We start from the raw sequence: 26,954 nt of genomic DNA, 5'->3' as shown, positions 1-26,954 counted from the left end.
CGATGAATGTTCGTTTCCTTTCGATGACTGTGACGCTGGCCGGGGCGTTGGCTGGCGCATGGGCCCCGCCGGCCCTGGCAGTGCCAGCGGGGTGCTCGGCGCAGGTTATCCTGCCGTCGGTGCTGGAAGTGGACCAGGGCTCCCAGCGCGACATTCGTCCGGGCGTGGCGATTACCCGGGTGGCGGTGGGTGATCCGGCGATTGCTGATGTGCAGGTCACCGGTAACCACGGCGTGGTGCTCACCGGCATGGCACCCGGTGCGACGAGCCTGATGGTGTGGACCGACTGCGCCAAGGCCCCGCAACAAGGCATGGTGTTCGTGCGCGGCAAGGCCACGGCGGCGATGACCGAGGCGGCGCGCCTGCCGCTGGACGCCGAGCCCTTGCCCAGCCAGGTGCAGACCGACATCCGCTTTGTCGAAGTCAGTCGCAGCAAGCTCAAGGAAGCCAGCACCTCGATCTTCGGCAAGGGCTCGAACAACTTCCTGTTCGGCTCGCCAGGCACCGTTTCCGGGCTGGGCGTCACCCCCGGCACCGTGCCGTCGATCATTGATGCCGGCACCAATGGCGTGGGCCCGATCATGCGCGCCAATGCGGTGGTGCCGCTGAGCAACGACATGTTCAACATTGTCTGGGGCGGTGGCAGCAGCAAGGTGCTGGGCATGATCAACGCCATGGAAAACAGCGGCTTTGCCTACACCCTGGCGCGCCCCAGCCTGGTGGCGCTGAGCGGGCAGAGCGCAAGCTTTCTGGCCGGTGGCGAATTCCCGGTGCCGGTGCCCAATGCCGAAGGCAGTGGCATCTCCATCGAGTACAAGGAATACGGTGTGCGCCTGACCCTGACGCCCACGGTGGTCGGTCACAACCGGATCCTGCTCAAGGTGGCGCCCGAAGTCAGCCAGCTGGATTTCAGCGCCGGCATTACCATTGCCGGCACCACCGTGCCGGCGCTGAACGTGCGGCGCACCGACACCAGTATTTCCCTGGCCGATGGCGAAAGCTTCGTGGTCAGCGGCCTGATCAGCTCCAACAACAGCTCGCAGGTGGCCAAGTTTCCGGGGTTGGGCGATATCCCGATCCTGGGCGCGTTCTTTCGTAACTCACAGATCAACCGTGAAGAGCGCGAACTGCTGATGGTGGTCACGCCGCATCTGGTCCAGCCGCTGGCGCGCAATGCGCAGTTGCCGTCGCTGCCGGGCGAAGGCTTGCGCAACTACGACCCGAGCTTTCTGCGCATGTATTTCCTGGAGAAGGGCGACTTCGACCGTCGCAGCGGGTTATCCCAATGAGCCAGAGCCTGAGCCAGACCTTTCTGGCCATCACCCGCAATGGTGCTGACCTGGAGTGGCTGCAAGGCGCGCTGGGCTCGCTGGGCCAGGTGGTCAGCGCCGGCACCGGCAGCCTCGATGACCTGTTGGCACTGGTGGATGTGACCTTCGCCAGCGTGGTGTTCATCGGCCTGGACCGCGAGCACCTGATGACCCAGAGCGCGCTGATCGAAGGCGCCCTGGAGGCCAAGCCGATGCTGGCCATCGTCGCGCTGGGCGACGGCATGGACAACCAGTTGGTGCTCAACGCCATGCGCGCCGGCGCACGCGATTTTGTCGCCTACGGTTCGCGCTCCAGCGAAGTGGCCGGACTGGTGCGGCGCCTGAGCAAGCGTCTGCCGGCGGTAGCACCCAACCCCAACATGAGCGGGTTGTCGGTGCTCTATGGCGTACAGTGCGACGGCGACGGCGCGTTGATTTCCAGCCATCTGGCGCTGGTGGTGCAAAAGACCCTGCCGCGCACCTTGCTGCTGGACCTGGGCCTGCCGCGTGGCGACAGCCTGGCGCTGCTGGGCCTGGAGTCGACCTTCAGTTTCGGGGATGCCCTGCGCCACCTGCGCAGGCTGGACGCCACGCTGATCGACAGCGCGTTCACCACCGCCGCCAGCGGGCTGCGCATCCTGGCCTACACCGAAAGCGACGATAACCTGGAGCACTCCAGCGCCGCCGAGCTGTACATGCTGCTCAGCGCCCTGCGCCAGCATTTCGAACACGTGATCATCAACCTGGTCGGCCAGCCGGACAGCGAGGCGCTGCGCACGCTGGTCAGCCATTGCGACCAGTTGATCTGGTACACCGACCAGAGCGTGCTGGCGTGCCGGCGCAACCTGGCGATTCTCAACCTGTGGCGCGACAAGGGCATGAAGCTTGCGCATGCCGTGCTGCTGGTCGACCGCTACCTGCGCCCCGTGGCGCCCAATGCCGAGACCGTGGGCAAGACCTTCGGCCTGCCGGTGGCCTCGGTGCTGCCACTCAGCCCCGAGCTGCGCCTCAATGCCAAGAACCAGGGCGTGTCGCTGTTCGAACTGGCGCCACGCGAAGCGCTGTCGGCAGGACTGCGCCAGTTGGGTGAGCACCTGGTGCGTCACAGCGGCAGCGTAGAAAAACCCACTCAAGGCTGGTTCAGCCGGCTGCGGAGAAATCGCTGATGCCCGACAGACCCTTTGGCGCCTCCTCGCGCGCCCAGCATGCCGCCGACGATGTCCAGGGCCTCAAGCTGGTGCTGCACCGCTATATCATCGACGGTATCGAGGAAAACGGCCGCAACCTGCTCGAAGGCTCACGCCCGGCGCTGGCGCAGTTCGTCATCGACAAGGTGGCCGAATATGTCGCCCGCCTGCGCTTGGCCATCTCGCGCTACGAGATGGAGCGCCTGGCCGAGGAACTGGTCGACGAACTGACCGGGTTCGGTCCGCTGGAAGTGCTGCTGCGTGACAGCTCGGTGACCGAGATCCTGGTCAACGGACCGTCCAAGGTGTTCGTCGAGCGCGACGGGGTGCTGCACCACACCGACCTGCGCTTTATCGATGCGCACCATGTCGAGCGGGTCATGCAGCGCATCCTGGCGCCGATGGGCCGGCGCCTGGACGAATCGTCGCCGATGGTCGATGCGCGCCTGCCCGATGGCAGCCGGGTCAACGCGATCATCCCGCCGATTGCGCTGGACGGGCCGTGCCTGTCGATCCGCAAGTTTCGCAAGGACATGCTCAAGAGCACCGACCTGGTGGCGATCCAGACCATTGACCAGGCGATCTTCGAGTTTTTCCAGGAGGCGGTGGGCAAGCGCTGCAATATATTGATCAGCGGCGGCACCGGCACCGGCAAGACCACGCTGCTCAACGTGCTCAGCCAGTTGATCGACAGCCACCAGCGGCTGGTGACCATCGAGGATGTCGCTGAACTGCAACTGAGCCACCCGCACGTGGTGCGCCTGGAAACCCGCCCGCCCAACGCCGAGGGCCACGGCGAAGTGCGCTCCAGCGACCTGATTCGCAACGCCCTGCGGATGCGCCCGGACCGCATCATCCTGGGCGAGATTCGCGGCGTGGAGGTGCTCGATGTACTGACGGCGATGAACACCGGCCACGACGGCTCGATGAGCACGGTGCACGCCAACAATGCCCAGGACGCCTTGCTGCGCCTGGAGACCCTGGTCGGCCTGACCGGGCGGCAGATCCCGGAAAAGACCCTGCGGCAGATGATCTGTGCGGCGCTGGACGTGATCATCCAGCTGACCCGCCTGCCCGATGGCCGGCGCTGCGTCAGCGAGGTGGTGGAGGTGGTCGGCATGCGCGACGACATCTACGTGACCAACACCCTGTTTCGCCTGGACCGGCGCACCGGCTTTGGCTTTCACCGCGAAGCCCTGCATGCCGCCGGCGACAAGCTGCGGCCGATGTACGGCTGAAAGGAGGGTGGGCATGAACGTGGTCTGGGTGCTGGCCCTGGTGTGTGCCCTGTTGCTGGGCATCGCCCTGTATCTGTTCTACCTGAGCCTCAATCGCGGCGCCAGCGAGCGGATCATGCTGCGGCTTAATCAAGGGCGGGTAGCGCCGACGCCGGAACGACCCGGCCTGCAGCGCCTGGAACGTGCCTTTTTGCGGGCGGGGTTGGGACGCCCGACCGACCGGCTGGGGCTGGCATTGACGGTGTGGAGCCTGGCGATGCTGCTGGGGTATCTGCTGGCCGGCCTGCCCGGCCTGGGCACCGGGCTGCTCGGCGCGCCGCTGGCCTTGCGCCTGTTCGTGTCGTGGCGCTATCGCAAGCGGGTACGGCGCATGATCGAGCAGTTGCCGCAGATGCTCGACCATAGCGTGCGCAGCCTCAAGTCCGGCCGCACCCTGGCCGATGCGGTGCTGCACGGTATCGAGGCCGCCGACCAGCCGCTGCGTGACGGCATGGGACGGATCGAGCGCAATGTGCAACTGGGCGTGAGCCTGCCCGATGCGGCGCAGGATTTTGCCGAGCTCTACGAGCGCGATGAATTTCATATGTTTGCCCTGGGGCTGCGGGTCAACCACCGTTATGGCGGCAACGCCAGCGAGTTGATGGAAAGCCTGATCACGCTGATTCGCGAGCGCGACCAGATGGCCCGCCAGTTGAGCGCCATGACCGGCGAGACACGCATGACCGCCGTGGTCCTGGCCTCGCTGCCGCTGGCGATGGTCGGCTACTTCATGCTGACCAACCCCGGCTACCTGATGCACATGTGGAACGACGACGGCGGCCAGACCCTGCTGCTGGCGGCCTTTGGCTTTCAGGCCATGGGCTGCCTGGCGCTGTGGCGCATGATGCGGAGTATCTGACATGGTCCTGTTGCTGATGAGTGGCTTGATGCTCCTGATGGCCCTGGCGCTGCTGCTGTCGAACATCGCCGGCCAGCGCCGCAACGAGCGCCTGGTGGCCCAGCGGCTCAAGGGCCAGACAGTGCGCGAGAGCCATATCGGCAGCTGGTTGCGCCTGCTCGGTGATACCCGCCTGGGGCATCGGGTGATCAGCATGGACAGCGAAACCCGCGACCTGCTCAACCGGGTCGGCTGGCGCCGTGCGAGCAAGCGCTCGCTGTTCGCCGCCTGTCAGATCGGTGTGCCGATCGGGCTGCTGGTGCTGACTTTGCTGGTGCAGTTCATGTTCTACAAGGACGTGGCGCAGCCGATCGTGGCGCCGATGTTTGCTGTCGGTCTGGGCTACCTGTTGCCCAAGCGCGTCCTGGCCGCAGTCGCCAGGCACCGGCAAAAACAGGTGGTGATCGAGATTTCGACCTTTATCCCGCTGCTGCGCATCCTGTTCGAGTCCGGCATGGCGGTGGAACAGGCCCTGCGGGTGCTGAGCCACGAGGGGCGGCAGCTGTTGCCAGTCTTGTCCGAAGAGATCCGCCTGATCCTGGTGCGGGTCGACTCCGGGCTGGAGCTGGGTGAAGAGTTGCGCAAGACCGCCCGCCTGCTGGCCGTGGACGAGTTCAGCGACACCTGTGTGATTCTCAATCAACTGATCCACCAGGGCGGTGGTGCGCTGCGCTCGTTGCTGGCGCTCAAGCAACTGATCGACGACCGACGCCTGACGCGCCTGCAGGAATACATCTCCAAGCTGTCGGCCAAGATGTCGGTGGTGATGATGGTGTTTCTGTTTCCGGCCCTGCTGATCGTCCTGGCCGGCCCCGGATTTATTGCCCTGAGCCATGCACTGGGGAGCAAATGATGAACGACCTTCTGGCACCCGACCGTAGGCGTAATGCCGAGCAGTCAGGAAGGATTTGGTCAGATGCTGAATGTGTGGGAGGGCGCTCTGCTCGCCAATACGGTGGCGCAGACGCAGTAGATGTGCCGATTTTACGGGCCTCATCGCCAGCAGAGCGGCCTCCCACAATTGAGTGTCAGGCGCAAGATCGGGTGAACCCCGGCTTGACTGATCGGCATGACACCGCAGGAGCCCACCCTGTGTTGCTGACACCGCGCCAAGGCGGCACGCTGTCGCGCATCAAACAGGGACCTGTGGGAGGCGGCTTGCCGGCGATCGGCTGCGCCAGCAGCCGCAGGTTTTTCATGCCTCATGGATCTCTACATGTGCCAGGCCCCCGCGCCCGGCGTCTACAAGGAAAACCCACCCGATGAAAGCCATGATCATGACCTGTGTCCTCATGCTGCTGGGCGGCTGCGCCTCGGACGATCGTGCGTCCTGGGTGCCGGGGAGTGCCAGCCAGGGCGAGTGCCCCAAGCTGACCTCCGACCAGGAGTTCACCCTCAACATGGCCCAGACCATGGCCGATGAAGGCCGTCTGCACGCCAGCCTGGCCAATCTGGAAAGCCTGCCGGCTGACCTGGGCGAGGTGCGCTTGCGCAAGGCCCGTATCCTGCGCCTGCTGGGCAGCCGCGAGGCCGAGCCGCTGTACAGCAGCCTGCTCGGCACCTGCCGTGCGGCCGAAGGCGAACATGGCCTGGGCCAGTTGGCGGCGGCGCGCAGCGACTACCTGCAGGCCCTGCAGCACCTGCAGCGCGCCGCGAAACTGGCGCCCACCGATGAAAAGGTGCGCAATGACCTGGGCGTGGCCTACCTGAACCTGATGAATGTCGACCAGGCGCGCTTTCAGTTCCTGACCGCGTTGGAACTCAAGCCGGCCGACACCCTGCCGGCGCAGAACCTGGTCACCCTGCTGATTTATGAGGACAACTGGCAACGCGCCGCCGAGCTGACCAGCCGCACTGGCCTGACCCCGCGCCAGGTCAGTGAGGCCCAGCAGCGTGCCGAACAGTTGATCCGGCAGGGCACAATCCCCGAGCCTGCCGTGCTGCGCAAGATCCCGGTGCCGCGCAACGCCGCCTTGAACCGCGAAATCCCCATGAGCGTCGGCCTTGGTCCGGTTGCCAGTGGTCATGAAGGAGTCACGCCATGAAGCCTGTCATCCTGGCCGGGCTCTGGCTGCTCGGCACCTGCGGCAGCGCCGGGGCCATCGACCCCGGTCCGTCCTCACCGGCCCAGGCCCAGACCGAAGCGTGGTTGCAACTGCAAGTGCGCGGTGAGGCCGCCAGCAAGACGGTGCAGACCTCCACGCCTGCCGAGCGCGAGCAAAGCCTGCAACGCTGGCTGGACAGCTACAAGCACCCGATCCCCGAGTTCTACGATCAGGGCGCGGAAGGCAAGGTAGGGTCGGGCAAGTAGGAGCCGTGTTATGGCGGCCTCAATGCGCCGTCGTCTGCCGGCGCACGGTGCTGTTGCCCAGGGCCAGGGCCAGTTGTGTGCGGTTGTGCATGTGGGTCTGGCGCAGCACTTGCGAGACGTACAGCTTGACGGTGTTTTCGGTGATGCCCAGTTCGCAGGCGATCTGGTAGTTGGTCTGGCCCTTGCCCACCAGCCGGGCGACGTCCATTTGCCGGGGGGACAGGGCGGCGAACAGCGCCGGTACTTCGGCGTCGCTTTCTTCCAGCGCCTGATCGTTGACCGAAGGCCGGTCACGGTGGGTGCGTGCCTTGTCCAGGTCCTGGTACAGGTCGTCGATGGAGGCAGCCAGGTATTGCAGCTTTTCGTTGAGCAAGCCCAGTTGCTTCAGGCTGCGCTGGCGTTCCTGCAGCGCGATTTCCTGGCGTTGCACGCCCTCCAGCAGCTCGTCGAGATCAACCGGCTTCTGGTAATAGTCGGCAATGCCGGCGCGCAAGGCGCGAATGACGTCTTTTTTCTCGGCCCGGCCGGTGAGCATGATGGCCTCGAACAGGTGTTGCTTGCCGCCGATCAGCTTCATGGCCTCGACCAGCTCGATGCCGTTCATGCCGGGCATGTCCAGGTCGCAGAGCACCAACCCGATGTCGGGCGTGTCACGAAACCGCTCGATGGCTTCGCGACTGTTGGTGCAGGGAACACAGATGTAACCACTGGCTTCGAGAAATTCACTGAGTTCCTCGACGATCAGCGGTTGATCGTCGACCACCAGTACCTTTACCGCCGAATACTTGACCACGCATGACTCCCTGGCGACTTGTCCCTGATTACGCTCGACCGCCTGCGATCTGCGAGGCAGAGCGCGACGAATATGGCGGGCATGCAGTAAACCTAGACGCACTTTCTGACTCTGTACACCGACCCCGGGAGTGATTCTGACTAGTGGGTAAAAAACGCCACGGATAACAGCCCGGCAAACAGTAACGGTGAAAAGGGAAATTTTTCCGTCACTTCAGGATTCATCGCCGCATAGCGCCGGGCAAGGCGTTGACCGGCATGGCGAAACAGCAGGCGGCGAATGGCCAGCCATATCAGCGCGGCCACGGCGGCACCGATAAACGTGCCCAGCAGGTACAAGCTGCTGCTGGCCAGGGCCAGGGCGGCGAGCAGCTTGACGTCACCGGCCCCCAGCCGGCCCAGCACGTAGCCGGGCAGGGTCATGGCCAGCGCCAGCAACAGCGCCCGGCCGCCTTCAGCCGCGTCGGCGCCCAGCCAGGTCTGGCCGCTGTACAGCAGCCAGCCCAGGGCGGCGACAAAACCACCCAGGGTCAAGGCATTGGATATCTGTTTATGGCGGGCATCCTGCTCGGCACATACGGCAAACCAGGTGAGTAGGAAAAGTAATTTCATGGTGTAAAAAACGTCCTGTTTTTCTGAAAGAACCTATGCTCACTGCAGGAGCATCGTCAGGGTAGACGTCGACATGCGTGCCAATCAATTATCTGGACCACGCCACCAGAAAGGCGCCGCTGCCATCGAGTTTGCTGCGGTGTTCGTGATCTTTTTCGGTCTGTTTTATGCCTTGGTCAGCTACAGCCTGCCGTTGCTGATGATGCAGTCGTTCAATGCGGCCACCAGCGAGGCGGTGCGTCGCAGTGTGGCGTTGAGCCCGAACATCGGCACCGCCACCTACAACGCCCTGGTGATTACCCAGGCGCAAGCCACAGTGCAAAGCCAGCTGAGCTGGATGCCGCCCTCGCTGAACCTTGCGGCCAGCGACATCGAGGTGAAGTTCGTCGCCGGCCTGCTCACGGTCAGCATCAATTACCCCAAGGCCAAGCTCACCCAGGTGTTGCCCCTGCTGACCCTGCCGGTCATCGGCGAAGTGCCGAGACTGCCTTCCGTCCTGTCTGCCCAAGCGAGTCTTCAACTTGTCCCTTGAAAAAAGCCGTCTGGGTCGTTGGCTGGGGCGCTCCGAGGCGCCGGCCAGCGCGCCTGTCATTGCGACGAATGCCGAACCCGAGGCGATCGGTGCCGACCTGTACCTGTTGCTTGACGAAGAGGGCCGTCTGCAAGGCCTGAGCACCCTGTTGCTCAATCGCCTGGGGCTGAGCAGCCAGGCGGTGGTCAACCAGCGCCTGATGAGCCTGTTGCTGCCCAATAGTGCGCTGGTGATCGAAGGCGTGCCGCAGGACTGGGTCGGGCACATGCTCGACCTGGACTTTCGCAGCAGCGACGGCCACACCCTGCATGCCCGCGGCTGGGTGCAGCATCACGGCAAGGACTGGTTATTGCAGTTACTCGACATCAGTGACCTGATGGAGGAGGCCAGTGCCGCACGCATCCGCCAGCAATGCCTGCGCTTTGCCGGGCTGATGGCTGAAAAGATCCGCGTGTGCAGTGCCGAGCGGCTGGTCAGCGTGGTTGCCGAGCAGTTGCAGGAACTGGCGCAGATGTGGCACGTGCCCTGTGTGGCGCTGGCGCTGCCCGAAGCCAGTGGCGTCGGCTGGCGCGTCTACAGCCAGTACAGCGCGCATACCGCGCCCGAGCTGTGGCAGGTCGGCCAGCGGCTGGGCAGCGAGTTCGACCGGCTGGACGTCAATGTGGCCCATGCGCTGCATTTTGCCGGACAGACCGAGCTGTCGCCGCTGCAAGGCATGTTTGCCAATGCCGACGGTTTTCTGCTGGCGCACAGCCGTGATGGCATCGCCCGTGCCTGGCTGATGTTCGGCTTCTACGATGCCGCCCGGCAGGCGCCGGACCTGGGCGAGCGCGAATGGCTGAACCTGTGCTCGGCGCTGGCGGGGCCTGTGCTGTTTCGCCTGTCCGAGCAGCACAACCGCCATCATGTCGAGCGCCTGGCGGTGTTGCAGGACCTGCTGGGCACGGGTTGGTGGGAGCTGTTGCCTGACAGCGACGAGATTCTCATGGCGCCGCAGTTGGTGCGCAGCCTGCGCCTGAGCGATCGGATCGACCGCCTGTCGCGTCCTGAATGGCTGGCGCTGATTCACCCTGCCGACCGTCAGGAGCTGTCGAGCCGCCTGGTGCAATTGCGCGACAAGGGCACGCCCATGCTGCTGTGCGTGCGCCTGGCACAGGTCGATCCGGGACAGGACACGCTCTGGCTGCGCATCCAGGGCCAGGCCTTGATCAGCGGTCAGGTGCAGCGGGTGCTGGGTTTCATGCTCGATGTCAGCGACATCAAGAACCAGGAGACCGAGGCTGCCGCCGCCCATGCCCGGCTGGGCAACCTGATCGCCAGTTCGCCGGCGGTGATCTACGTGCAGCGTTACGATCAGGGCAATCTGGAACCGACCTTTTTCAGCGACAGCCTGACCCCGCTGCTGGGCTGGACCCTGGCCGACTGCATCGACGGGCAACTGGCCGACTACATTCACCCCGAAGACCATGACATCTGGTTCGAGCGCAACCGCCAGTTGCTGCGCGAGGGCCTGGTCAGCCGGCGTTACCGGTTGCGCGACAAGCATGGCCGTTATCACTGGCTGCTGGACGAGGCTCGGCTGCTACGCGACGACCTGGGCATGCCGGTGGAGGCGGTGGGCCTGTGGCTGGATGTGACCGATGCGACCCTGGCGGCCGAACGGGTGCGCGAGAGCGAGGAGCGCTACCGGATCCTGGTGGAGGATTCGCCGGCGATGATCTGCCGTTACACCCCGGACCTGGTGCTGACTTTCGGCAACCGGCCGTTGGCGATCTATCTGGAGTGCGACCCGCAGCAACTGCCCGGGGTCAACCTGGGCGACTGGTTCAGCCTTGAGCAACGCACTGATTTCATGCAGCGCATTGCGCAACTGACGCCCGAGTCGCCCTTGAGCACGGCCGAGGTCTGCCTGGAACTGCCGGGCCGCGAGCATGCCTGGTGGGTGTGGGCCGATCGCGGGGTCTTCGACCAGGCGGGCACGCTGGTCGAGGTGCAGGCGGTGGGCCGCGACAACACGGATGTGCGTCGCTCGCGCATGCAGCTCAACCAGAGCGCGAAAATGGCCACGCTGGGCGAAATGGCCACCGGCCTGGCCCATGAGATCAACCAGCCGCTGAACGTGATGCGCATGGCGGTGATCAACGTGCTCAAGCGTCTGGAGCGCGGCAATATCGATGTCGAATACATCACCGAAAAGCTCAACCGCATCGACAGCCAGGTGCAACGTGCGGCCCGGGTGGTGGACCACATGCGCGTGTTCGGTCGGCGCTCGGAAGTCCAGGAGCAGGTGTTCGATCCTTTCGATGCACTCGAAGGCACGCTGGCCATGCTCAGCGAGGGCATGAAAGGCAAGGGCGTGCAGGTGCAGGCCAGTGAACGCGGGGCGCCGTTGCAGGTGCGCGGGCATGGCGACCAGCTGGAACAGGTGTTGATCAACCTGATGGTCAACGCCCGTGATGCCATGCTCTCGCGCAAGGAAACCCGGCCTGAGCTGGCGCCGATGATCGAGGTGCAGGTGCGGCCAGAGGCCGATCAGGTGGTGATCACCGTGCAGGACAACGGTGGCGGTATCGACCCACGGCTGATGGAGCGCATCTTCGAGCCGTTCTTTACCACCAAGCCGGTGGGTGTCGGCACCGGACTGGGGTTGTCGGTCAGCTATGGCATCATCGAGCAGATGAGCGGCCGGTTGAGCGTCAGCAATGTGGGGGAGGGCGCGCAGTTCAGGATTGCCTTGCCACTGCTGTAGAGACCGGCGGCGCCTGGTTCCCGGCTGAAGTGGATCGCCGCCCGGCCCCTCCTGCACGTTAGCGTTCGACGACATTCAGCTTGACTGACTGGCATTACCCCGTAGGAGCGACCACCGGTCGCGAATGCAGGCTGTCAGGCACTGAAGAGGTTGAATCTACTGCCCTTTCGCGACCGCTGGTCGCTCCCACAGGATTGATGTGGCCCTGAATTTCGGGCCTGACACCGGACTGTGGGAGGCCGCTCTGCTGGCGAATGCGGCGGTACGGGCGCAGCAGATGCTCCTGTTTTCCTGCGTGATAGCGCCTATATCACCAGCGTGGCCTGGCCGATATTACAACTGAGGTTGGCGCCGACGTCGGTCGGGTTCAGGGTCAGGCCCAGGCCGTTCAGCAACGGGTCGATCAGGGCCGTCAACAGCGGCTTGAGCGTCTTGTCGATGATTTCGGTATTCACCAGCCCCAGCAGAGTATTGAGCAGGGTCCCGGTGCCGGTGATCACATTGCCCAGCGCGTTGTTGGCCAGGGGTTTATAGACTTGCACCTTGACGCCGGAAACCAGGCCGTCGAGTACGGTGCTGGGCAGGACGGTAGCCACGTTACCGAGGTAATAGGGGGGCGTGCCGATCTCCGGCAGATTGGGGGAAGTGAAGGTGCTGTTGATACTTGCAGCCGTGCCGACAATGGCATTGTTCAGTGGATTGAAACTGAGCCCCACGCCGCCGCCACCGAAAGGCACACGGGCTGTGCAGGTGCCCAGCAGGCCGCCGAGCAACTGTGTGCAGGTCTGGGTGCCGATGTCGATGATCGGCAACGGCTGGGCGACCACGGCCAATGGGTCGGTACTGGCCGGAAAGGCCGCTGCGCTGTCGATCAGCCCCAGACGGGCATTGAGCAGCGTGGCCGTGGTCCGCACGTTCAACGACTTGTTGGTGTTGCTGGTGCAGGTGTAGCCGGTCACATAACTTTCGGCAGCAGCCAGGGCCAGGCTGAGGTCGATGCGCGGCCCTGCGGTGCCCGAGGTCATGAATTTGAAGTCGGTGAACATGCATTTGGCCCCCAGCAGGCAGCCCACGCCTCCGAGCAAGCCCTTGATGTCCAGGCTCAGGGCGCTGTTGAGGATCGGCGTCAGGCTGCCGACCAGGCCGGTCACGGCCGACAACGGTGGTTTGTTCAGCACATCCAGCAGCGGCAGGTTGATCGACACCAGTGCCCGGGTCTGTGCGGTGCGCACATAGATACGGTTCGGGTCGCTGGCCACCGGCAGGGCAGGGTTGATCTTGCTGGGGTCGCCAATGGCCGACAACTGGGGCGGCTCGATGACCTGGATGCGTGTGGTGATCATCGCCAGCGGTGCCAGATTGATCTGCGCCGACGCGGTGATGCTGTTCTTCTTGTTCGCCACCTGGGCCAGGGTCTGCAACAGGTCGACCAGCCGCAGGCTGGTCGACAGCCCGGCAATGTCGGTGCCGCCCTGCACTTTGATCAGGTCACCCAGCGTGACAGTTGCGCTGCCGACGGCGGCCTGCAGCGTCTTTAGGCCTTGTACGGTAACGGCGGTCGTGGCGGTGCTGTTGGTCTGCAGGAGGTTGATCATGCTCTGGATCAACTGGCTGATCGTGACGTTGGTGGCCAGCACCTGGTTGTAATCCAGGGCTGTCAGGTTCAGATCAAGCTTGAGCCGGTCGAGGTAGTCGAGCAGCTTGAGGTCAGTATCGAGCAGGCCTTTCCAACTGGCGGCACCCAGCTGCAGATTGCCACCGAGCAGGCTGCTGAACAGCAGGTCCAGCAGTGGTGACTGGCTGCTGTCGATGCCCGCTGCGATGTTGCGCAGGCTCAGCTGTGCCAGCGGCGGCGCGGCGGCGGCCACTGCCCTGGCGCTGAGAGTGAAGGTGCCCGGCTGTGGCTCGCCGCTGAACGAGGCCGCGATACCGGCGGCCACGCTGCGCTGGACGGCGCGTGACACGATCACCTGTACGGCCTGGGTGCTGGTGGTGTTTTCGACGAAGGTGCGTCGGCTGTCAGCGGCGTCGACGCTCATAGTGCCGCAGGCAACCCTGATGGCCTGCCCCTCGGCTTCAGGGTCAAAGCCGTTGCGGATTGCGCTCTGGCGGGCAAACTGCGCGGCGCTGCTGCCGGCGGCGCAGTTGCCCTTGAGGGTCGCCGCCTCCAGCGCTGACATATCGGCCACGCGCTGCAGCGAGCGTTTTTCCAGGTACAGCCGGCCGCTGTCGATCACCGTCAGCATGAACAGCATCGCCAGAGCCAGGGTCAGGGCCGCCACCAGGCCGATGGCGCCCCGCTGCCTGGCGGGTTGCGCGACATCACGATTCAGGCGAGACATGCGGCACTCCTTTGACTCACTCACCCATGCGTCATGCAGTGTAGTAAAGGCCGCTGGCCGGCGCTGGCTATGGGCCACTCAAGTGGATGGGTGGTCATTGATCGATGCGCACGATTTACTAATCGTACGCCGACCGTTATAAACGGTACTCGGGCGCAGCATTTGGCTGTACCCCAAGTGATAACAGGAGGATGCCATGTCACCGTTAAACGTATGACCTTGTCGCCGGACCCCACCGCCACACCCTCGCTCGACACCCTCGAAAACCGTCTGTACCGGCGCTGGCTGCAAGAAGGCACCTACACCTTCGACCGCAGTGCACCGCGTCACACCGTCTATTCCATCGACACACCGCCGCCCACCGCTTCAGGCGCCCTGCATGTCGGACACGTCTTCAGCTACACCCATACCGATATCATTGCGCGCTTTCAACGCATGCGTGGCAAGGCCGTGTTCTACCCCATGGGCTGGGACGATAACGGCCTGCCCACCGAACGCCGGGTCGAGAATTTCTATGGCGTGCGCTGTGACCCCGATGCGGCCTGGCAGGCGGATTTTGCACCGCCAGAAAGCGTACCGGCCCGGCGTGGGGATTTTGTGCCTGTCAGCCGGCGTAATTTTGTCGAATTGTGCCACCGGTTGACGGCCATCGATGAGCAGGCCTTCCGGGCCTTGTTCATGCAACTGGGCCTGTCGGTGGACTGGAGCCTGACCTACGCGACCATCGATGCGCGTGCGCAGCGCATCAGCCAGCGTGCCTTGCTGCGCAATTACCGGCGCGGCGAGTTGTATAGCCAGCAGGCGCCTTGCCTGTGGGATGTCACTTACCAGACTGCCGTGGCCCAGGCCGAGCTGGAAGACCGCGAGGTCGCCGGCGCCTGGCACGACCTGCGGTTTACGGCTGCCGACGGTGCGTCGCTGAGCACTGCCACGACCCGGCCGGAGTTGCTGGCGGCCTGTGTGGCCTTGATCGCTCACCCGGACGACAGCCGCTATCAGGCGCGTTTTGGCCAGCGATTGCGCTCACCCTTGTTCGATGTAGACGTCCCGCTGCTGGCCCATGTCCTGGCCGACCCGGAAAAGGGCACGGGGCTGGTCATGGTCTGCACCTTTGGCGACCTGAACGATGTGCTGTGGTGGCGGGAACTGGATTTGCCGACCCGGCCCATCATCGGTCGTGACGGTCGCTTGCTGAGCGAAACCCCCGACTGGCTTGGCACGGTGGGCAGCCGTCAGGCCTGGGCGGAACTGGCCGGCCTGACCCTGAACCAGGGGCGCAAGCGCCTGCTGGCGTTGTTGCAAGCCTGTGGCGGGTTGATCGGCGAGCCGCAGGCGATGCGCCATGCAGTGAAGTTCTTCGAGAAGGGCGACCAGCCGCTGGAAATCGTCGCCACCCGCCAGTGGTACCTGCGCAATGGCGGGCGCAGCGAGGCGTTACGCGAGCACCTGCTGGCGCATGGGCGGACGCTGGACTGGCAGCCGCCGTTCATGCGCAGCCGCTACGAACATTGGGTCGGCGGGCTCAATGGCGACTGGCTGATCAGCCGCCAGCGCATCTTTGGCGTGCCGCTGCCGCTGTGGTATCGCCTGGATGCGCAGGGTGAGCCGGACTTCGACACACCGATACTGCCGGACGAAGCTGACCTGCCGGTCGACCCGACTCTGGACACACCGCCCGGTTATTGTCCTGAACAGCGCGGGCAGGCAGGTGGTTTTATCGGTGAACGCGACATCATGGACACCTGGGCCACCAGTTCGCTGACCCCGCAGATTGCCGCCGGCTGGGAGGAAGCCGACAGCCTGTTCGATCAGGTCTGGCCGATGGACCTGCGTCCGCAAGGCCACGACATCATCCGCACCTGGCTGTTCTCGACCCTGGTCCGCAGCCATTTCGAGCACGCCGCCGTGCCGTGGCGGCATGTGGCGCTGTCGGGCTGGATCCTTGATCCGGACCGCAAGAAGATGTCCAAGTCCAAGGGCAATGTGGTCACCCCGCAAGCCTTGCTGGATCAATACGGCAGCGACGGGGTGCGTTACTGGGCGGCGCTGGGTCGGCCGGGCAGCGACACTGCGTTCGAAGAACAGCAGATGAAGATCGGTCGGCGCCTGGCGCTCAAGCTGGTCAACCTGTCGACATTCGTGCCGGGGCTGCCGGGTGACTTCGAAGGCGACATTGACCAGCCGCTGGACCTGGCCATGCTGCAACGGTTGGGCGCGGTGACGCTGGAAGCCACGACGGCACTGGAAGGTTATGACTACAGCCGCGCGCTAAACCGCATCGAAGGGTTCTTCTGGTGGTTCTGCAACGACTATGTCGAGCTGGTCAAGCGCCGCGCCTATCGTCCTGAAGGCACCTCGGCTCGCCAGGCCCTGGCGCAGGCGCTGAGTGTCCTGCAGCGGTTGCTGGCGCCGTTCCTGCCCTTTGCCTGCGAAGAGGTGTGGTGTCGCTGGCAGTCGGGGTCGGTGCACCGGGCCCAATGGCCGTCGGGGCAGGTGGCCGAAGGGGATGTCGACGCTTCGCTGGACAGCGTGAGTGCGGTGCTGACCGCGATTCGCAAGACCAAGTCCGACGCCAGGCTGTCGATGAAGGCGCCGGTGGCGCGCGTCGAGGTGGTCAACGCGGCCGGGCGATTGGCGTGGCTGGCGCAGGTGCGGGCGGATCTGTGCGAGGCCGGTCAGGTCCAGGTGCTGGACATGAGCGAAGGCGCCCAACAGACGGTGCGGGTCTGGTTGTAAGCACTTCAGAACGCCTTCGCGACCGTGCGCTCGCTCCCACGGATTTTGTGTCGAGCCCGGATCCAGGCACGACACCCATCCCGTAGGAGCGACCAACGGTCGCGAAAGGGCTGGCCCGTGCAATCGTTTTGGCCTTTGACACGCCGCTTTTATAAGCCTTGCTCACGCTGATCTGGCACAGGGCATCAAGCGTGAAATCACCGTGGCGGGTACTGTTCCAGAATCTTTGCCACGGTGTTGCGCACCGCTGTATCGCGTGCGGCGGGGTTGGCCGGGTTCTGGTCCAGAATCCGCTCGGTGCTGCCGCGCCACACCAGCTTGCCGTCCTTGCCGTCGAACAGGTCGATCTGCAGGGTGGTGACCTTGTAGTCGACGCTGCGGGTTTCAGTGGCCATCGGTCCGCCCCAGGACCCGTAACCGCCCCACGGTCCCCAGGCGCTGCCGTAGTTTGTGCTGACCAGTTGCTGACGGTCTTCGACAATCAGCCAGGCCTGGACCTTCAGGTCGGCCGGTGCGCCGGCTGCTGCCTGGCGCAGGCCACGCTGGTCGAGCTGCTGGTTGATCGCATCGCGCACACGCTGCTCGGTCAGGTCGCTCTTGAGGCGCGGGTCGGCGGGCTGGTACTGCACCGCCGGCTCTTGCCAGCTCCAGTTGCGATAGCCGCCAAAGTCGCGACGGGCGTCGAAGTCGCGGTTGACCTGGCTGCTTTGGCAAGCGCCCAGCAGCAGGGTAAAGGACAGCAGGGCAAGGCGAAGGTACATGGCCGTTTCTCCAAGGGGTCAGGACGGAGGATACGCCGTCAGGGCCTGTTGCACAGCCTGGCGCAGCGCCTGGCTGCGGGCGGCCTGATCGTTGCCGCCGGGTGCTTCGGCGCTGGCGCTCCAGACCGGTTGGCCGGTCCGGGCATCGAACAGGCGGATACTCACCACCAGCACTTGCTCTTGATAGGTGCGCACCACCGGTACCGTGGCGTAGCCGCCATAGCCCTGCCGATAACCGCCATAGCCCAGTCCACCCCCGTAATACGGGTCGCGGTAGTCGTCACGCACCTGGCGCACGCGGGTTTCGAGGCGACTGTCGGCGCTGACGTACAGGTCAGTGGCGGCCGTGCGCGCCGGGCGCAGGCCGCGCTGGTCGAGGCCATTGCTGACTGCTTCGGCGATCAGCGCAGGGTCCACCCAGGCCGAACCATCGGGGCCGCGATTATCCTGCCAGCGCCAGCTGCGGTAGCGTGCATAGTCACGCGGCGCCGGCGGGTAGGCGCTCAGGTCCACGGCCTGCGCGGCCTGTGGCGGGGCCGGCGGCAGGGGGCTGGAAACGGCGCGGTACGGGTTGTCGCTCTGACAGGCCGTGATCCCCAGCGCGATGACAAGCATGGCGAGTCGAGGGTTCATGACAGTCTCCGTGGTGGTTTACACCGGTCGGCAGATCCAGTGCAGGTAACGGCCCAGGCCGGCAAAGGCCGGATGGCGGCGGTGGGCCAGTTCCATTTCCAGCAAGGCGTCCAGATCGGCACGCTTCTGGAAATCGACGGGCATGTAGTCGTGGAATACACGCACGCCGCTCTGGCTTTCGACCTGCCAGTGAGCGCCAAGTTGCGTCGCCATTTCCCGTGGGTCCAGCGGCTCTTGCGGCGTCAGGCTCTGTTTCTCGCCGGCCAGGCTGTCGCCGCGCAGCTTGCGAAAGTGCCCCTTGAGCAGGTTGCGGTAGACCAGCGCATCACGGTTGTAAAAAGCCAGCGACAACCAGCCTTGCGCGGCGGTCAGCCGGTGCAGGACCGGCAAGAGGGTGTAGGGCTCGGCCAGCCACTCCAGCACGGCATGGCACAGCACCAGATCGTAAGGCTCATGCAGCAGGCCGGGCAGGGCCTGCCAGGGCGCCTGGATAAAGGTGGCATTGCAACCGGCCTCGGCAAAGCGTTGCCGGGCGCCTTCAAGCATGGGGCCGGCCGGCTCGGCCAACGTGACCTGATGGCCCAGGCCGGCCAGCCACAGCGACATGTGGCCCAGGCCTGCGCCGATGTCCAGCACGCGCAAGGGGCGCTCGGGCAAGGCTTCGGTCAGGTCGGCCTGCAGCACGGCCAGACGGATCGCGCCCTTGGCGCCGCCATAGATCTTTTCGGCAAAGCGGGTGGCCAACTGGTCGAAGTGCCGGTCGCTGCCGGGCGCCTGAACGTCGCTCATTTGGCAAACCTGCGTTCGCTGTCGGCCAGCTTGCTGCGCACCACTTCGTTCATGTCCAGGCCCAGTTCACTGCACAGCAGCAACAGGTACAGGATGATATCGCCCACTTCCTGGCCTGCATGCGCGAGCTTTTCCGGTGGCAACTGGCGTGACTGGTCTTCGCTGAGCCATTGGAAGATTTCCACCAGCTCGGCCATTTCCACGCTGGCGGCCATGACCAGGTTCTTGGGGCTGTGAAATTGCTTCCAGTCGTTGGTATCGCGAATGCGGTGCAGGCGGGTGGTCAGTTCTTCGAGGTTCATCAATGGTCTCCTGAGGCGGCATAGCTTCAGGGGCAATGGCTCGACAGGCAAGCATCTTTGCTGGTGCGCAGGAGTCGCCCGGCAGCTCCTGCGTGGTGGGGTTAGCCGTCGATCGGCTTCCATTCGCCGGTCAGGTGCTCGATGCCGGCCTGCTGGCCGTCGACGCGGAACTGGCCGTGGGAGCCGGCGGCGCTGGCCGACAGGGTCACGTGGCCGGGCAGGCGCACCGGTTTGTGGAACTGGACGGCGATCTCGACGTTCGAGGCCGGTAAGTGGTCATCCAGCGCCGCCAGGGCGCGGGCCTTGAGCCACATACCGTGGGCAATCGCGGTCGGGAAGCCGAACAGCCTGGCACTGGGTGCGCTGAGGTGGATCGGGTTGTAGTCACCCGACACCTTGGCGTACTGCCGACCGATGGCCGCCGGGGTGTCCCAGCGCGTGACTTCGGTCAGTGGCAAAGGCGACGGCTCGAAGTCGCCGCCAAGCGGGCCGTCGACTTTCACGTTTTTGCACAGAAAGGTGCTGTGTTCTTCCCAGAGCAGGCCCATGCCATCGTCGACCTGGGTGACCAGGCTGAAGGTCGCGCCCTTGGCGTGGGGTTGCAGGTCAACGGCCTGCACACTGACATAGACCTTGCTGACCCCGCCCAGCGGCCTGTGGATGCTGATGCGGTTGGCCAGGTGCACCAGGCCCAGCAGCGGGAAAGGAAAATCCGCCGAAGTCATCAGTTGCATCTGCAGCGGGAAAGCCAGCACATGCGGGTAGGTCGGCGGCAGCAGGCTGCTGTCGGCAAAGCCGCACACGCGTCGATAATCGGCCAGCTTGTGGGCATCGACGTCCAGCCAGCTGCGCAGGCCCAATTCCGGCAGTCGAGTGCCATTGACCTTGCGCCGCAGGGCGGCCTGGAGAAACAGGCTGGGCAGCGGTTGCAGGCTTTCCAGATAGCGCCAGTGAGCAGTCATCTTGCAGGTTCTCCTTGAACGGATTGGCGGCCTCAGGCCCCGATGACACTTTGTCCACAGACGCGCAGCACCTGGCCGCTGACGGCGCCGCTGCCCGGCTGGCCCAGCCAGGCCACCGCTTCAGCCACGTCCTGGGGCAGGCCGCCCTGGCCCAGCGAGCTCATGCGCCGTCCGGCTTCGCGCAGGGCAAACGGCATGTGCTCGGTCATGCGCGTTTCGATGAAACCCGGTGCCACGGCATTGATGCTGATGTCGCGGGCTTGCAGCGTGGGCGCCAGGGCGCGTGCGTAGCCGATCAACCCCGCCTTGCTGGTGGTGTAGTTGGTTTGCCCGCGATTGCCGGCCAGGCCGCTGATCGAGGCCATCAGCACAATGCGGCTGCCGTCGCGCAGGGTGCCGCTGTCGAGCAGCGCCTGGGTGAGTTTTTGCGGCGCATCAAGGTTGATGTCCAGCACCGCGTCCCACAGGTCCGGCGTCATGTTGGCCAGGGTCTTGTCGCGGGTGATGCCGGCGTTGTGCACCAGGATGTCCAGGCCGTCGGGCAGGTGCTCTGCAAGTTGGGCGGCGGCATCGTCGGCGGTGATGTCCAGCACCAGTGCCTGACCGCCCAGGCGCGAGGCGAGGGCTTCGAGGTCGGCGCGTGCCTGCGGTACATCGAGCAGCACCACTTTGGCGCCGTCACGGGCCAGGGTTTCGGCAATGGCCGCCCCGATGCCCCGGGCACTGCCGGTGACCAGTGCCCGGCGTCCGGCCAGCGGGCGGCTCCAGTCCTGCACCTGGCGGTCGCAGGCACTCAAGTGCAACACCTGGCCGGAAATGAACGCGCTCTTGGGCGACAGGAAAAAGCGCAGGGCGCCTTCAAGCTGGCCTTCGGCTCCGGCTTCAACGCGAAGCAACTGCACAGTGGCGCCGTCGCGCACTTCCTTGGCCAGGGAGCGGCTGAAGCCTTCGATGGCCTGCTGGGCGCTGGCGGCCAGCGGATCGTCCAGGGTGTCTGGCGCCTGACCGAGAATGACGATGCGCGCACTGCGCTCCAGGTTGCGCAGCAATGGCTTGAAGAAGTCACGCAGTTGCACCAGGTGCTCGGTGCGCTGCAGGGTGCTGGCGTCGAACACCACGGCCTTGAGGCGCGGGCCCTGCTCGGCGATCCAGGCGGTGGCACCGGGCACGTCGCTGCCCAGACTGTAGACCGCATCGGTCAGGCGCTGGGCGCACAGCCGGACCTGATCGGCCAGCGGGCCTGCGCTGATCAGCAGGGGGCCTTCGATGGGGCGTAGGCGTCCTGCCTGCCAGCGTTCCAGACGCGTCGGGGTGGGCAGGCCCACGGCTTTCACCAATCGCCGCCCCATGTCGGAGTTGGCGAAATTGATATAACGGTCGGACGACATGGAACACTCTCCTTGAGTCGGGGTTCAAAGCAGTGGACCACAGGGGGACGACATTTGTTCGTGCCTGGACAGTGCTGTTCGTCCAGAGCACATTCGCTTCAGATTCGCTCCAAAAGCCTGTCCGATCCTTGAGAAAAGGGAGTTTTTCCATGAATCAGCCACGTCGTGTCGCCATTATCGGCGGCAATCGCATCCCGTTTGCCCGCTCCAACGGTGCCTATGCGACCGCCAGCAACCAGGCCATGCTCACCGCCGCCCTTGAAGGGCTGATCGAGCGTTATAACCTGCACGGCCAGCGCCTGGGCGAAGTGGTGGCCGGCGCGGTGCTCAAGCATTCGCGCGATTTCAACCTGACCCGCGAATGCGTGCTGGGCTCGCGCCTGTCGGCGCAGACCCCGGCCTATGACCTGCAACAGGCCTGTGGCACGGGGCTGGAGGCGGCGCTGCTGGTGGCCAACAAGATTGCCCTGGGGCAGATCGAGTGCGGCATTGCCGGCGGGGTCGACACCACCTCCGATGCACCCATCGGCGTCAATGAAGACCTGCGTAATATCCTGCTACAGGTTAATCGCAGCAAATCGACGGCTGACAAGCTCAAGGCCCTGTTGCAGGTGCGCCCGCAGCACCTCAAGCCTGAACTGCCCCGCAATGGCGAGCCGCGCACCGGCCTGTCGATGGGCCAGCACTGCGAGCTGATGGCGCAAACCTGGGGCATCGAGCGCGAGGCGCAGGACCGACTGGCGCTGGACAGCCATCTGAAGATGGCCGCAGCCTATGCCGAAGGCTGGCACGACGACCTGCTCACGCCGTTTCGTGGCCTGACCCGCGACAATAACCTGCGCACGGACCTGAACCTGGACAAGCTGGCCAGTCTCAAGCCGGCCTTCGAGCGCAGCGCCAGGGGCACGCTGACGGCGGGTAACTCCACGCCGCTGACCGACGGTGCCTCGCTGGTGTTGCTGGCCAGTGAAGACTGGGCCCGGACGCGCGGCCTGCCGATCCTGGCCTACTGGCGCGACGGTGAAGCGGCAGCGGTGGATTTTGTGCGCGGCGAAGAGGGGCTGCTGATGGCGCCGGTGTATGCCGTGCCGCGCCTGCTGGCGCGCAATGGCCTGAGCCTGCAGGACTTTGACTACTACGAAATTCACGAGGCCTTCGCCGCCCAGGTGCTGTGCACCCTCAAGGCCTGGGAGGACCCCGGGTATTGCCGCACGCGCCTGGGTCTGGACGCGGCGTTGGGCAGCATTGACCTGGCGCGGCTGAACGTGAAGGGCAGCTCGCTGGCCGCCGGGCATCCGTTCGCTGCCACCGGTGGGCGCATCGTCGCCAACCTGGCCAAACTGCTGGACGTGGCCGGTTCAGGACGCGGGCTGATTTCGATCTGCGCCGCCGGCGGGCAGGGCGTGACCGCGATCCTGGAGCGCTGACCGCGGGTCTTGCGTGATAGCAATCGATCAGGGCGGTGGGCATAATCGACGCGCGGCGGCAGTACAGCGCGCACCGATTGGCTCGTTCGGCAGGTCATCCATGGGACTCATCATTGCGGTACTGGTTTTTCTCACCCTGGTGGGCATTGCGCTGTACCTGTTCGACAAGGGCGCCAGAACCCGCTGGCTGCAACCGCATATCGGCCTGTTGCTGATCGGTCTGCTGATTGCCGGCATGGGCTGGCTGATGGGTTTGCTCAGTCCTGAAATCGAAGGCTGGTTCATGCTGGTGGCCAAGGCGGTGATCGCCCTGGCCGGCGTGATGCTGTGCCTGCGCCTGATCAAGCGCATCGCCAAGCGCTTCATTTTCAGGAATTGAACGCGGCGGTGCCGCCAGACGCGTGAGGCCTGTGGACAATCACTTCAAGTTTCTGACGCTGCCCAGGGCCACCGGCAACGTCGCCAATATCTTCGTTCATGGCTATTCGGCCGGCCACGATCTGGATGACCGGCGCCTGCTGGCCAACAGCATTCCCGGCGAGCTGCGCCAGAGCGTCAATGTGCTGGCTTTCTGGCCGTCGAGCCATTTTGCACAACTGGACAACCGCTCTCGCGGTTTGTTGATGGCCGCCGCCCGTGTGCACCCGCTGGCCGCTGCCGCCGCACTGGCCGGTGACCGGGCGCTGCACTTTGCGCGCATCCGCGCCAAAGCCGAAGCCATGGGCAAGGTCCTGCTGCCGCAATTGACGGGCTACCTGGCCGAGCATCATCCGCACATTCGTCAGATCAACCTGATCGGTCATTCGCTGGGCGGCCGGTTGTTGGTCAGCGTGCTCAGGCAGCAGCGCGATGCGCCCGATACCTCACTGACCATCGGCGATGTGTTGCTGATGGGCGCGGCGGTGCGCATCGAGGCTGCCGAGGCGGCGCAGTTGCGCCCGTGCATTACCGGGCGCCTGATCAATGCCTGGTCACGTGACGATCAGATCCTGTTGCTCAACCTGGGCGAGCGCAGCCTGGGCAGGATGGCGCTCGAGCCTTTCGATAACGTGCACATGCAGGGGTTTGGCCATAACCATTACTGGATGCGTTTGCGTGAAGTGCTGGTGGCCTGCGCATTCAGTGGTTTTCGCGAGCCGACCGTGGATGAGGTTTTGCCACGCGATGTCGACCTGGACCCGGTGCTGCAGGACGCGTACCTGCACAGTGTGCTGCAGCGTTCACCGGCGTATGTGCTGGACGAGGCCATCCGGCAGTTGCGCCGCAGCCGCTGGACCCGCTTGAAGGACTCAGAGACCGACCGCGCCTATGCCTTTGTGCGTGAGTTCCAGTTGGTGGGCGGGCATTTTCTGCTCAATGCCGCGCGCCGCCATGGGGTGTCCTACACCCGGGTGCTGGGCATGCTTGCCCGCCAGTATGGCCTGGGCGAGGCATTGCATCAGTGCGCGACGGTGGTGGAGGTCGAGGTGCTGTTGCTGCGCAGCTTCTTTCGCCATGCCTTTGCCGATGATCACCCGTTTGTGCAGGCCTTGATTCAGGCACCGCAGGCCCATGTCAGGGCCATGCCGTGGGCGGTGTATGCCCGGCACGTCGATGCCTTGGCCGAGCGGCTGACCCTGGCAGCGTCGTTCAAGGCGGCCGACGCTTCGACCGGGCCGGGCAAGGCGTTGGTGGCCAACGGGACGCGCGGTGCGCTCAAGGGCTGGCTGGGGGCCGTGCGCCAGGTGCCGGTGCAGCGCCTGGTGACGCGGCTGGGCAGCGCGCTGCGGCCGGGGTATTCGGCGCTGATCCCCACGGTGGCGATCGTGTTCTATGCGCGGGTCATGCTCGATGATGAAGGGTTGATGTAGGCGCGCTCATCAAGCACAACGTATGAGCGGCATGAAAACCACCTTGGGGGGGCGCGAAAGGCGCAGGTCATTTCATGCCTGCCGAGGGCGTCCCTCAGGCCGCACGCGCCTCTTCCAGTGCGGCCTCGGACAGGCTGCGTTTGTGCCGGCTGGCGTAGTTTTCGGCAATCACCGAGCAGACGATCAGTTGCAGCGGATGATAGATCATGATCGGCAGCAGGATCAGACCCATGGCCGGGTGTCCGCTGAAGATGATCGCTGCCATCGGCGCGCCGGCTGCCAGGGATTTCTTGGTCGCGCAGAACACCGCCGCGACCTTGTCGGCATGGTCAAACCTGAGCACCCGTGCGGTCGAGGTGGTCAGCAGCAGGATCACGGCCAGCAGCAGCGCACTGCCGACGATGGCCGCCACGATCACACTGTTGCCCTGTTGCTGCCACAACCCCGACAGCATCGAGTTGCAGAAGGCTGCGTACACCAGCAGCAGGATCACCAGTTTGTCGATGACGTTGGTGATTTTCTTGTAGCGCGCAAAGAACTTGCCCAGCAGCGGGCGCAGCAACTGGCCCAATATCAACGGCAGCAACAGAATGCTGCACAGGTCCAGCAAGGTGTCGCCCAGGTCGATGCCGCCGGCGCCGGTGCCCATTTCCAGGCTCATCAGCCACGGCGTGATGAAAATGCCCAGCACACTGGACAGGCTGGCATTGAGGATCGCCGCCGGCACGTTGCCGCCGGCGCTGCCGGTCAGCGCCACAGACGATGAAATGGTCGACGGCAGCGCGCACAGGTACAGGAAGCCCAGCATCAGCATGGCCGGCAGGTGCGTACCCAGCAGCCGGTCACAGGCCAGCCAGATCAGCGGGAACACCACGAACGTGAATGCCTGGATCATCACATGCAGGCGCCAGTTCTTGAGGCCCTTGACGATCTGCTCGCTGGACAGGTGGATGCCGTGCAGGAAGAACACCACGAACACGCCGCCCTTGATCAGGTATTCGGCATGCAGGGTGCCGCCCGTGCCGCCGAAGTGCGGGAAGAAATACGCCAGTATCGTCATCAGCACCATGCCGCACAGGAACCAGTCGGTGACGACGCGCTTGAGGTGTTTGAGTGCTTGCATGGCCTTGGATCTTTGTAAAAGAGAATGTCGGCAGGCTACTCTGATGCACTTCTGCCGTCTTGCGACATAAGGCCATTAGATGCCGAGTAACGGACAATCTGTCGAATCCTCAAGAGTCGGGCTGCGCAGCATTCCGGACCTGGAAGATCTGCCGCGACCGCTATATGCCCGGGCCGAAAGCCTGGGGGCGGGGTCGTGGACAGCACCGCACTGTCATGACTGGGTGCAGTTTTCCTACGCCATCAGTGGCGTATTGGGGGTACACACCAGCGAGGGCAGCTTTTTCGCGCCGCCGCAGTGGGGCGTGTGGATTCCGGCCGGGCTCGAACACCAGGTGCTGACCTCGATGCAGGCCGAGATGCGCAGCCTGTACGTGCGCAGCCGCGACTGCGAGTGGGCACCCGGGCGTTGCCGGGTGTTGGAGGTCACGCCGCTGGCGCGCGAATTGATCAAGCATTTTTGCCAGTTGCCTGCCACCTACCCCGAGCACGACAGCGCCGAGGCGCGTCTGGTGCAGGTGCTGCTGGATCAACTGGCGACCTTGCCGGAGGTCGGTTTCAGCCTGCCCTTGCCGCGTCATGGGCGTTTATTGGGCTTGTGCAACGAATTGATCGGCGACCCGGCCGTGCCTGTGAGCCTGCAGGCATGGGCGGCACGGCTGGGCACATCGGAAAAAACCCTGATGCGTTTGTTTCAGCGTGAAACAGGCCTGAGCTTTCGCGGCTGGTGCCAGCGGGCGCGGTTACTGTCTTCGCTGGAGGCCTTGCACGGCGGTGCCAGCGTCACCCAGGCCGCGCTGCAAAGCGGCTACGACTCGACATCGGCCTTTATTGCCGCGTTCAAGCGCCTGTTCGGGTTTACCCCTGGCGAGTTGTTTCGCCACGGATGAAACTGGCGTGAAAGCTGCTACTCCAACAGCCGCGACACGCCCGGATTATCATCGGGTGTCAAACCCTGTCACTGCTCCCTCTAC

General features: G+C 64.7%; 24 protein-coding genes. 14 read left to right on the top strand and 10 right to left on the bottom strand.

Annotated elements, in window-relative coordinates:
- Positions 1-2: 2 nt before the first annotated feature.
- From DGA31_RS23305 to DGA31_RS23275, 7 genes are all read left to right on the top strand, one after another.
- Positions 3-1,289 (top strand): type II and III secretion system protein family protein, encoded by a 1,287-nt coding sequence (locus DGA31_RS23305; RefSeq protein WP_109514128.1) that lies wholly within the window; start codon positions 3-5, stop codon positions 1,287-1,289.
- Positions 1,286-2,476 (top strand): CpaE/TadZ family protein, encoded by a 1,191-nt coding sequence (locus tag DGA31_RS23300; protein WP_109514127.1) that lies wholly within the window; start codon positions 1,286-1,288, stop codon positions 2,474-2,476. Before DGA31_RS23305 ends, DGA31_RS23300 begins: the two co-directional genes overlap by 4 nt.
- On the top strand, positions 2,476-3,735 hold the full coding sequence (locus DGA31_RS23295) for a TadA family conjugal transfer-associated ATPase (protein WP_109514126.1): 1,260 nt from the start codon (positions 2,476-2,478) through the stop codon (positions 3,733-3,735). The genes DGA31_RS23300 and DGA31_RS23295 overlap by 1 nt, the downstream gene beginning before the upstream one ends.
- Positions 3,736-3,748: 13 nt before the next feature.
- Positions 3,749-4,633 (top strand): type II secretion system F family protein, encoded by an 885-nt coding sequence (locus DGA31_RS23290; protein WP_056840754.1) that lies wholly within the window; start codon positions 3,749-3,751, stop codon positions 4,631-4,633.
- A 1-nt stretch (position 4,634) separates the two neighbouring features.
- On the top strand, positions 4,635-5,525 hold the full coding sequence (locus tag DGA31_RS23285) for a type II secretion system F family protein (protein WP_056840755.1): 891 nt from the start codon (positions 4,635-4,637) through the stop codon (positions 5,523-5,525).
- Positions 5,526-5,934: 409 nt separating this feature from the next.
- On the top strand, positions 5,935-6,717 hold the full coding sequence (locus DGA31_RS23280; RefSeq protein WP_109514125.1) for a tetratricopeptide repeat protein: 783 nt from the start codon (positions 5,935-5,937) through the stop codon (positions 6,715-6,717).
- Positions 6,714-6,983 carry a DUF3613 domain-containing protein gene (locus DGA31_RS23275; protein ID WP_109514124.1) on the top strand — a complete coding sequence of 90 codons (270 nt, stop codon included), beginning with the start codon at positions 6,714-6,716 and terminating at the stop codon, positions 6,981-6,983. Before DGA31_RS23280 ends, DGA31_RS23275 begins: the two co-directional genes overlap by 4 nt.
- A 19-nt stretch (positions 6,984-7,002) precedes the next feature.
- Here the strand turns inward: DGA31_RS23275 and DGA31_RS23270 are convergent, their stop codons facing one another.
- Together DGA31_RS23270 and DGA31_RS23265 are read right to left on the bottom strand one after the other, a co-directional pair.
- Positions 7,003-7,776 (bottom strand): response regulator transcription factor, encoded by a 774-nt coding sequence (locus DGA31_RS23270; RefSeq protein WP_109514123.1) that lies wholly within the window; start codon positions 7,774-7,776, stop codon positions 7,003-7,005.
- Between the two features lie 140 nt (positions 7,777-7,916).
- The gene (locus DGA31_RS23265) at positions 7,917-8,387 is read right to left on the bottom strand and encodes a prepilin peptidase (protein ID WP_109514122.1); all 471 of its coding nucleotides are present in this window, start codon (positions 8,385-8,387) and stop codon (positions 7,917-7,919) included.
- 73 nt (positions 8,388-8,460) lie between these two features.
- Between DGA31_RS23265 and DGA31_RS23260 the strand changes: the two genes are divergently transcribed.
- Together DGA31_RS23260 and DGA31_RS23255 are read left to right on the top strand one after the other, a co-directional pair.
- Positions 8,461-8,919, top strand: a complete 459-nt coding sequence (locus tag DGA31_RS23260) for a TadE/TadG family type IV pilus assembly protein (protein WP_109514121.1) — start codon at positions 8,461-8,463, stop codon at positions 8,917-8,919.
- The gene (locus tag DGA31_RS23255) at positions 8,909-11,668 is read left to right on the top strand and encodes a PAS domain-containing sensor histidine kinase (RefSeq protein ID WP_161959222.1); all 2,760 of its coding nucleotides are present in this window, start codon (positions 8,909-8,911) and stop codon (positions 11,666-11,668) included. Before DGA31_RS23260 ends, DGA31_RS23255 begins: the two co-directional genes overlap by 11 nt.
- Positions 11,669-11,973: 305 nt before the next feature.
- On the opposite strand, the gene DGA31_RS23250 is transcribed toward DGA31_RS23255, so the two are convergent.
- Positions 11,974-14,010: a TadG family pilus assembly protein gene (locus tag DGA31_RS23250; protein WP_109514120.1), complete on the bottom strand. Its 2,037-nt coding sequence runs from the start codon at positions 14,008-14,010 to the stop codon at positions 11,974-11,976.
- A gap of 213 nt (positions 14,011-14,223) precedes the next feature.
- Between DGA31_RS23250 and valS the strand changes: the two genes are divergently transcribed.
- Positions 14,224-16,746, top strand: a complete 2,523-nt coding sequence (valS, locus tag DGA31_RS23245; RefSeq protein ID WP_109514119.1) for a valine--tRNA ligase — start codon at positions 14,224-14,226, stop codon at positions 16,744-16,746.
- Between the two features lie 197 nt (positions 16,747-16,943).
- Here valS and DGA31_RS23240 read toward each other — a convergent pair whose 3' ends face one another.
- The 6 genes from DGA31_RS23240 to DGA31_RS23215 form a co-directional block, all read right to left on the bottom strand.
- Positions 16,944-17,507, bottom strand: a complete 564-nt coding sequence (locus tag DGA31_RS23240; protein WP_109514118.1) for a DUF4136 domain-containing protein — start codon at positions 17,505-17,507, stop codon at positions 16,944-16,946.
- A gap of 18 nt (positions 17,508-17,525) precedes the next feature.
- On the bottom strand, positions 17,526-18,140 hold the full coding sequence (locus DGA31_RS23235; protein WP_109514117.1) for a DUF4136 domain-containing protein: 615 nt from the start codon (positions 18,138-18,140) through the stop codon (positions 17,526-17,528).
- 18 nt (positions 18,141-18,158) lie between these two features.
- Positions 18,159-18,929 carry a methyltransferase domain-containing protein gene (locus DGA31_RS23230; protein ID WP_056840764.1) on the bottom strand — a complete coding sequence of 257 codons (771 nt, stop codon included), beginning with the start codon at positions 18,927-18,929 and terminating at the stop codon, positions 18,159-18,161.
- Positions 18,926-19,231, bottom strand: a complete 306-nt coding sequence (locus DGA31_RS23225; protein ID WP_109514116.1) for a MazG-like family protein — start codon at positions 19,229-19,231, stop codon at positions 18,926-18,928. The genes DGA31_RS23230 and DGA31_RS23225 overlap by 4 nt, the downstream gene beginning before the upstream one ends.
- Before the next feature lie 101 nt (positions 19,232-19,332).
- Positions 19,333-20,193, bottom strand: a complete 861-nt coding sequence (locus DGA31_RS23220; protein ID WP_109514115.1) for a MaoC family dehydratase — start codon at positions 20,191-20,193, stop codon at positions 19,333-19,335.
- Between the two features lie 32 nt (positions 20,194-20,225).
- Positions 20,226-21,581: a 3-oxoacyl-ACP reductase gene (locus DGA31_RS23215; protein WP_109514114.1), complete on the bottom strand. Its 1,356-nt coding sequence runs from the start codon at positions 21,579-21,581 to the stop codon at positions 20,226-20,228.
- Between the two features lie 149 nt (positions 21,582-21,730).
- On the opposite strand from DGA31_RS23215, the gene DGA31_RS23210 reads away from it, so the two are divergent.
- From DGA31_RS23210 to DGA31_RS23200, 3 genes are all read left to right on the top strand, one after another.
- Positions 21,731-23,008, top strand: a complete 1,278-nt coding sequence (locus DGA31_RS23210) for an acetyl-CoA C-acetyltransferase (protein ID WP_056840768.1) — start codon at positions 21,731-21,733, stop codon at positions 23,006-23,008.
- Positions 23,009-23,108: 100 nt separating this feature from the next.
- Complete coding sequence (locus tag DGA31_RS23205; RefSeq protein WP_109514113.1) at positions 23,109-23,387, top strand: hypothetical protein; 279 nt, start codon at positions 23,109-23,111, stop codon at positions 23,385-23,387.
- 31 nt (positions 23,388-23,418) lie between these two features.
- The gene (locus DGA31_RS23200) at positions 23,419-24,858 is read left to right on the top strand and encodes a DUF726 domain-containing protein (RefSeq protein WP_109514112.1); all 1,440 of its coding nucleotides are present in this window, start codon (positions 23,419-23,421) and stop codon (positions 24,856-24,858) included.
- A 94-nt stretch (positions 24,859-24,952) separates the two neighbouring features.
- Here the strand turns inward: DGA31_RS23200 and DGA31_RS23195 are convergent, their stop codons facing one another.
- Positions 24,953-25,981, bottom strand: a complete 1,029-nt coding sequence (locus tag DGA31_RS23195; RefSeq protein WP_056840771.1) for a bile acid:sodium symporter family protein — start codon at positions 25,979-25,981, stop codon at positions 24,953-24,955.
- A 79-nt stretch (positions 25,982-26,060) separates the two neighbouring features.
- Between DGA31_RS23195 and DGA31_RS23190 the strand changes: the two genes are divergently transcribed.
- A complete protein-coding gene (locus DGA31_RS23190) occupies positions 26,061-26,870 on the top strand; it encodes an AraC family transcriptional regulator (protein WP_056840772.1) in 810 nt (269 codons plus the stop codon).
- The last annotated feature ends 84 nt before the right edge of the window (positions 26,871-26,954 follow it).

The sequence above is a fragment of the Pseudomonas ovata genome (genome assembly GCF_003131185.1).
Taxonomy (GTDB): Bacteria; Pseudomonadota; Gammaproteobacteria; order Pseudomonadales; family Pseudomonadaceae; genus Aquipseudomonas; species Aquipseudomonas ovata.
The sequence above is the reverse complement of the archived record's forward strand: the minus strand, read 5'-3'. Positions and strand labels throughout refer to the sequence as shown.

Bases quoted from the DNA above. Each gene is read 5' to 3' on its own strand.
- DGA31_RS23305 (WP_109514128.1), top strand. From the start codon at position 3: ATGAATGTTCGTTTCCTTTCGATGACTGTGACGCTGGCCGGGGCGTTG.
- DGA31_RS23300 (WP_109514127.1), top strand. From the start codon at position 1,286: ATGAGCCAGAGCCTGAGCCAGACCTTTCTGGCCATCACCCGCAATGGT.
- DGA31_RS23295 (WP_109514126.1), top strand. From the start codon at position 2,476: ATGCCCGACAGACCCTTTGGCGCCTCCTCGCGCGCCCAGCATGCCGCC.
- DGA31_RS23290 (WP_056840754.1), top strand. From the start codon at position 3,749: ATGAACGTGGTCTGGGTGCTGGCCCTGGTGTGTGCCCTGTTGCTGGGC.
- DGA31_RS23285 (WP_056840755.1), top strand. From the start codon at position 4,635: ATGGTCCTGTTGCTGATGAGTGGCTTGATGCTCCTGATGGCCCTGGCG.
- DGA31_RS23280 (WP_109514125.1), top strand. From the start codon at position 5,935: ATGAAAGCCATGATCATGACCTGTGTCCTCATGCTGCTGGGCGGCTGC.
- DGA31_RS23275 (WP_109514124.1), top strand. From the start codon at position 6,714: ATGAAGCCTGTCATCCTGGCCGGGCTCTGGCTGCTCGGCACCTGCGGC.
- DGA31_RS23265 (WP_109514122.1), bottom strand. From the start codon at position 8,387: ATGAAATTACTTTTCCTACTCACCTGGTTTGCCGTATGTGCCGAGCAG.
- DGA31_RS23260 (WP_109514121.1), top strand. From the start codon at position 8,461: ATGCGTGCCAATCAATTATCTGGACCACGCCACCAGAAAGGCGCCGCT.
- DGA31_RS23250 (WP_109514120.1), bottom strand. From the start codon at position 14,010: ATGTCTCGCCTGAATCGTGATGTCGCGCAACCCGCCAGGCAGCGGGGC.
- valS (WP_109514119.1), top strand. From the start codon at position 14,224: ATGACCTTGTCGCCGGACCCCACCGCCACACCCTCGCTCGACACCCTC.
- DGA31_RS23240 (WP_109514118.1), bottom strand. From the start codon at position 17,507: ATGTACCTTCGCCTTGCCCTGCTGTCCTTTACCCTGCTGCTGGGCGCT.
- DGA31_RS23235 (WP_109514117.1), bottom strand. From the start codon at position 18,140: ATGAACCCTCGACTCGCCATGCTTGTCATCGCGCTGGGGATCACGGCC.
- DGA31_RS23230 (WP_056840764.1), bottom strand. From the start codon at position 18,929: ATGAGCGACGTTCAGGCGCCCGGCAGCGACCGGCACTTCGACCAGTTG.
- DGA31_RS23225 (WP_109514116.1), bottom strand. From the start codon at position 19,231: ATGAACCTCGAAGAACTGACCACCCGCCTGCACCGCATTCGCGATACC.
- DGA31_RS23220 (WP_109514115.1), bottom strand. From the start codon at position 20,193: ATGACTGCTCACTGGCGCTATCTGGAAAGCCTGCAACCGCTGCCCAGC.
- DGA31_RS23215 (WP_109514114.1), bottom strand. From the start codon at position 21,581: ATGTCGTCCGACCGTTATATCAATTTCGCCAACTCCGACATGGGGCGG.
- DGA31_RS23210 (WP_056840768.1), top strand. From the start codon at position 21,731: ATGAATCAGCCACGTCGTGTCGCCATTATCGGCGGCAATCGCATCCCG.
- DGA31_RS23205 (WP_109514113.1), top strand. From the start codon at position 23,109: ATGGGACTCATCATTGCGGTACTGGTTTTTCTCACCCTGGTGGGCATT.
- DGA31_RS23195 (WP_056840771.1), bottom strand. From the start codon at position 25,981: ATGCAAGCACTCAAACACCTCAAGCGCGTCGTCACCGACTGGTTCCTG.
- DGA31_RS23190 (WP_056840772.1), top strand. From the start codon at position 26,061: ATGCCGAGTAACGGACAATCTGTCGAATCCTCAAGAGTCGGGCTGCGC.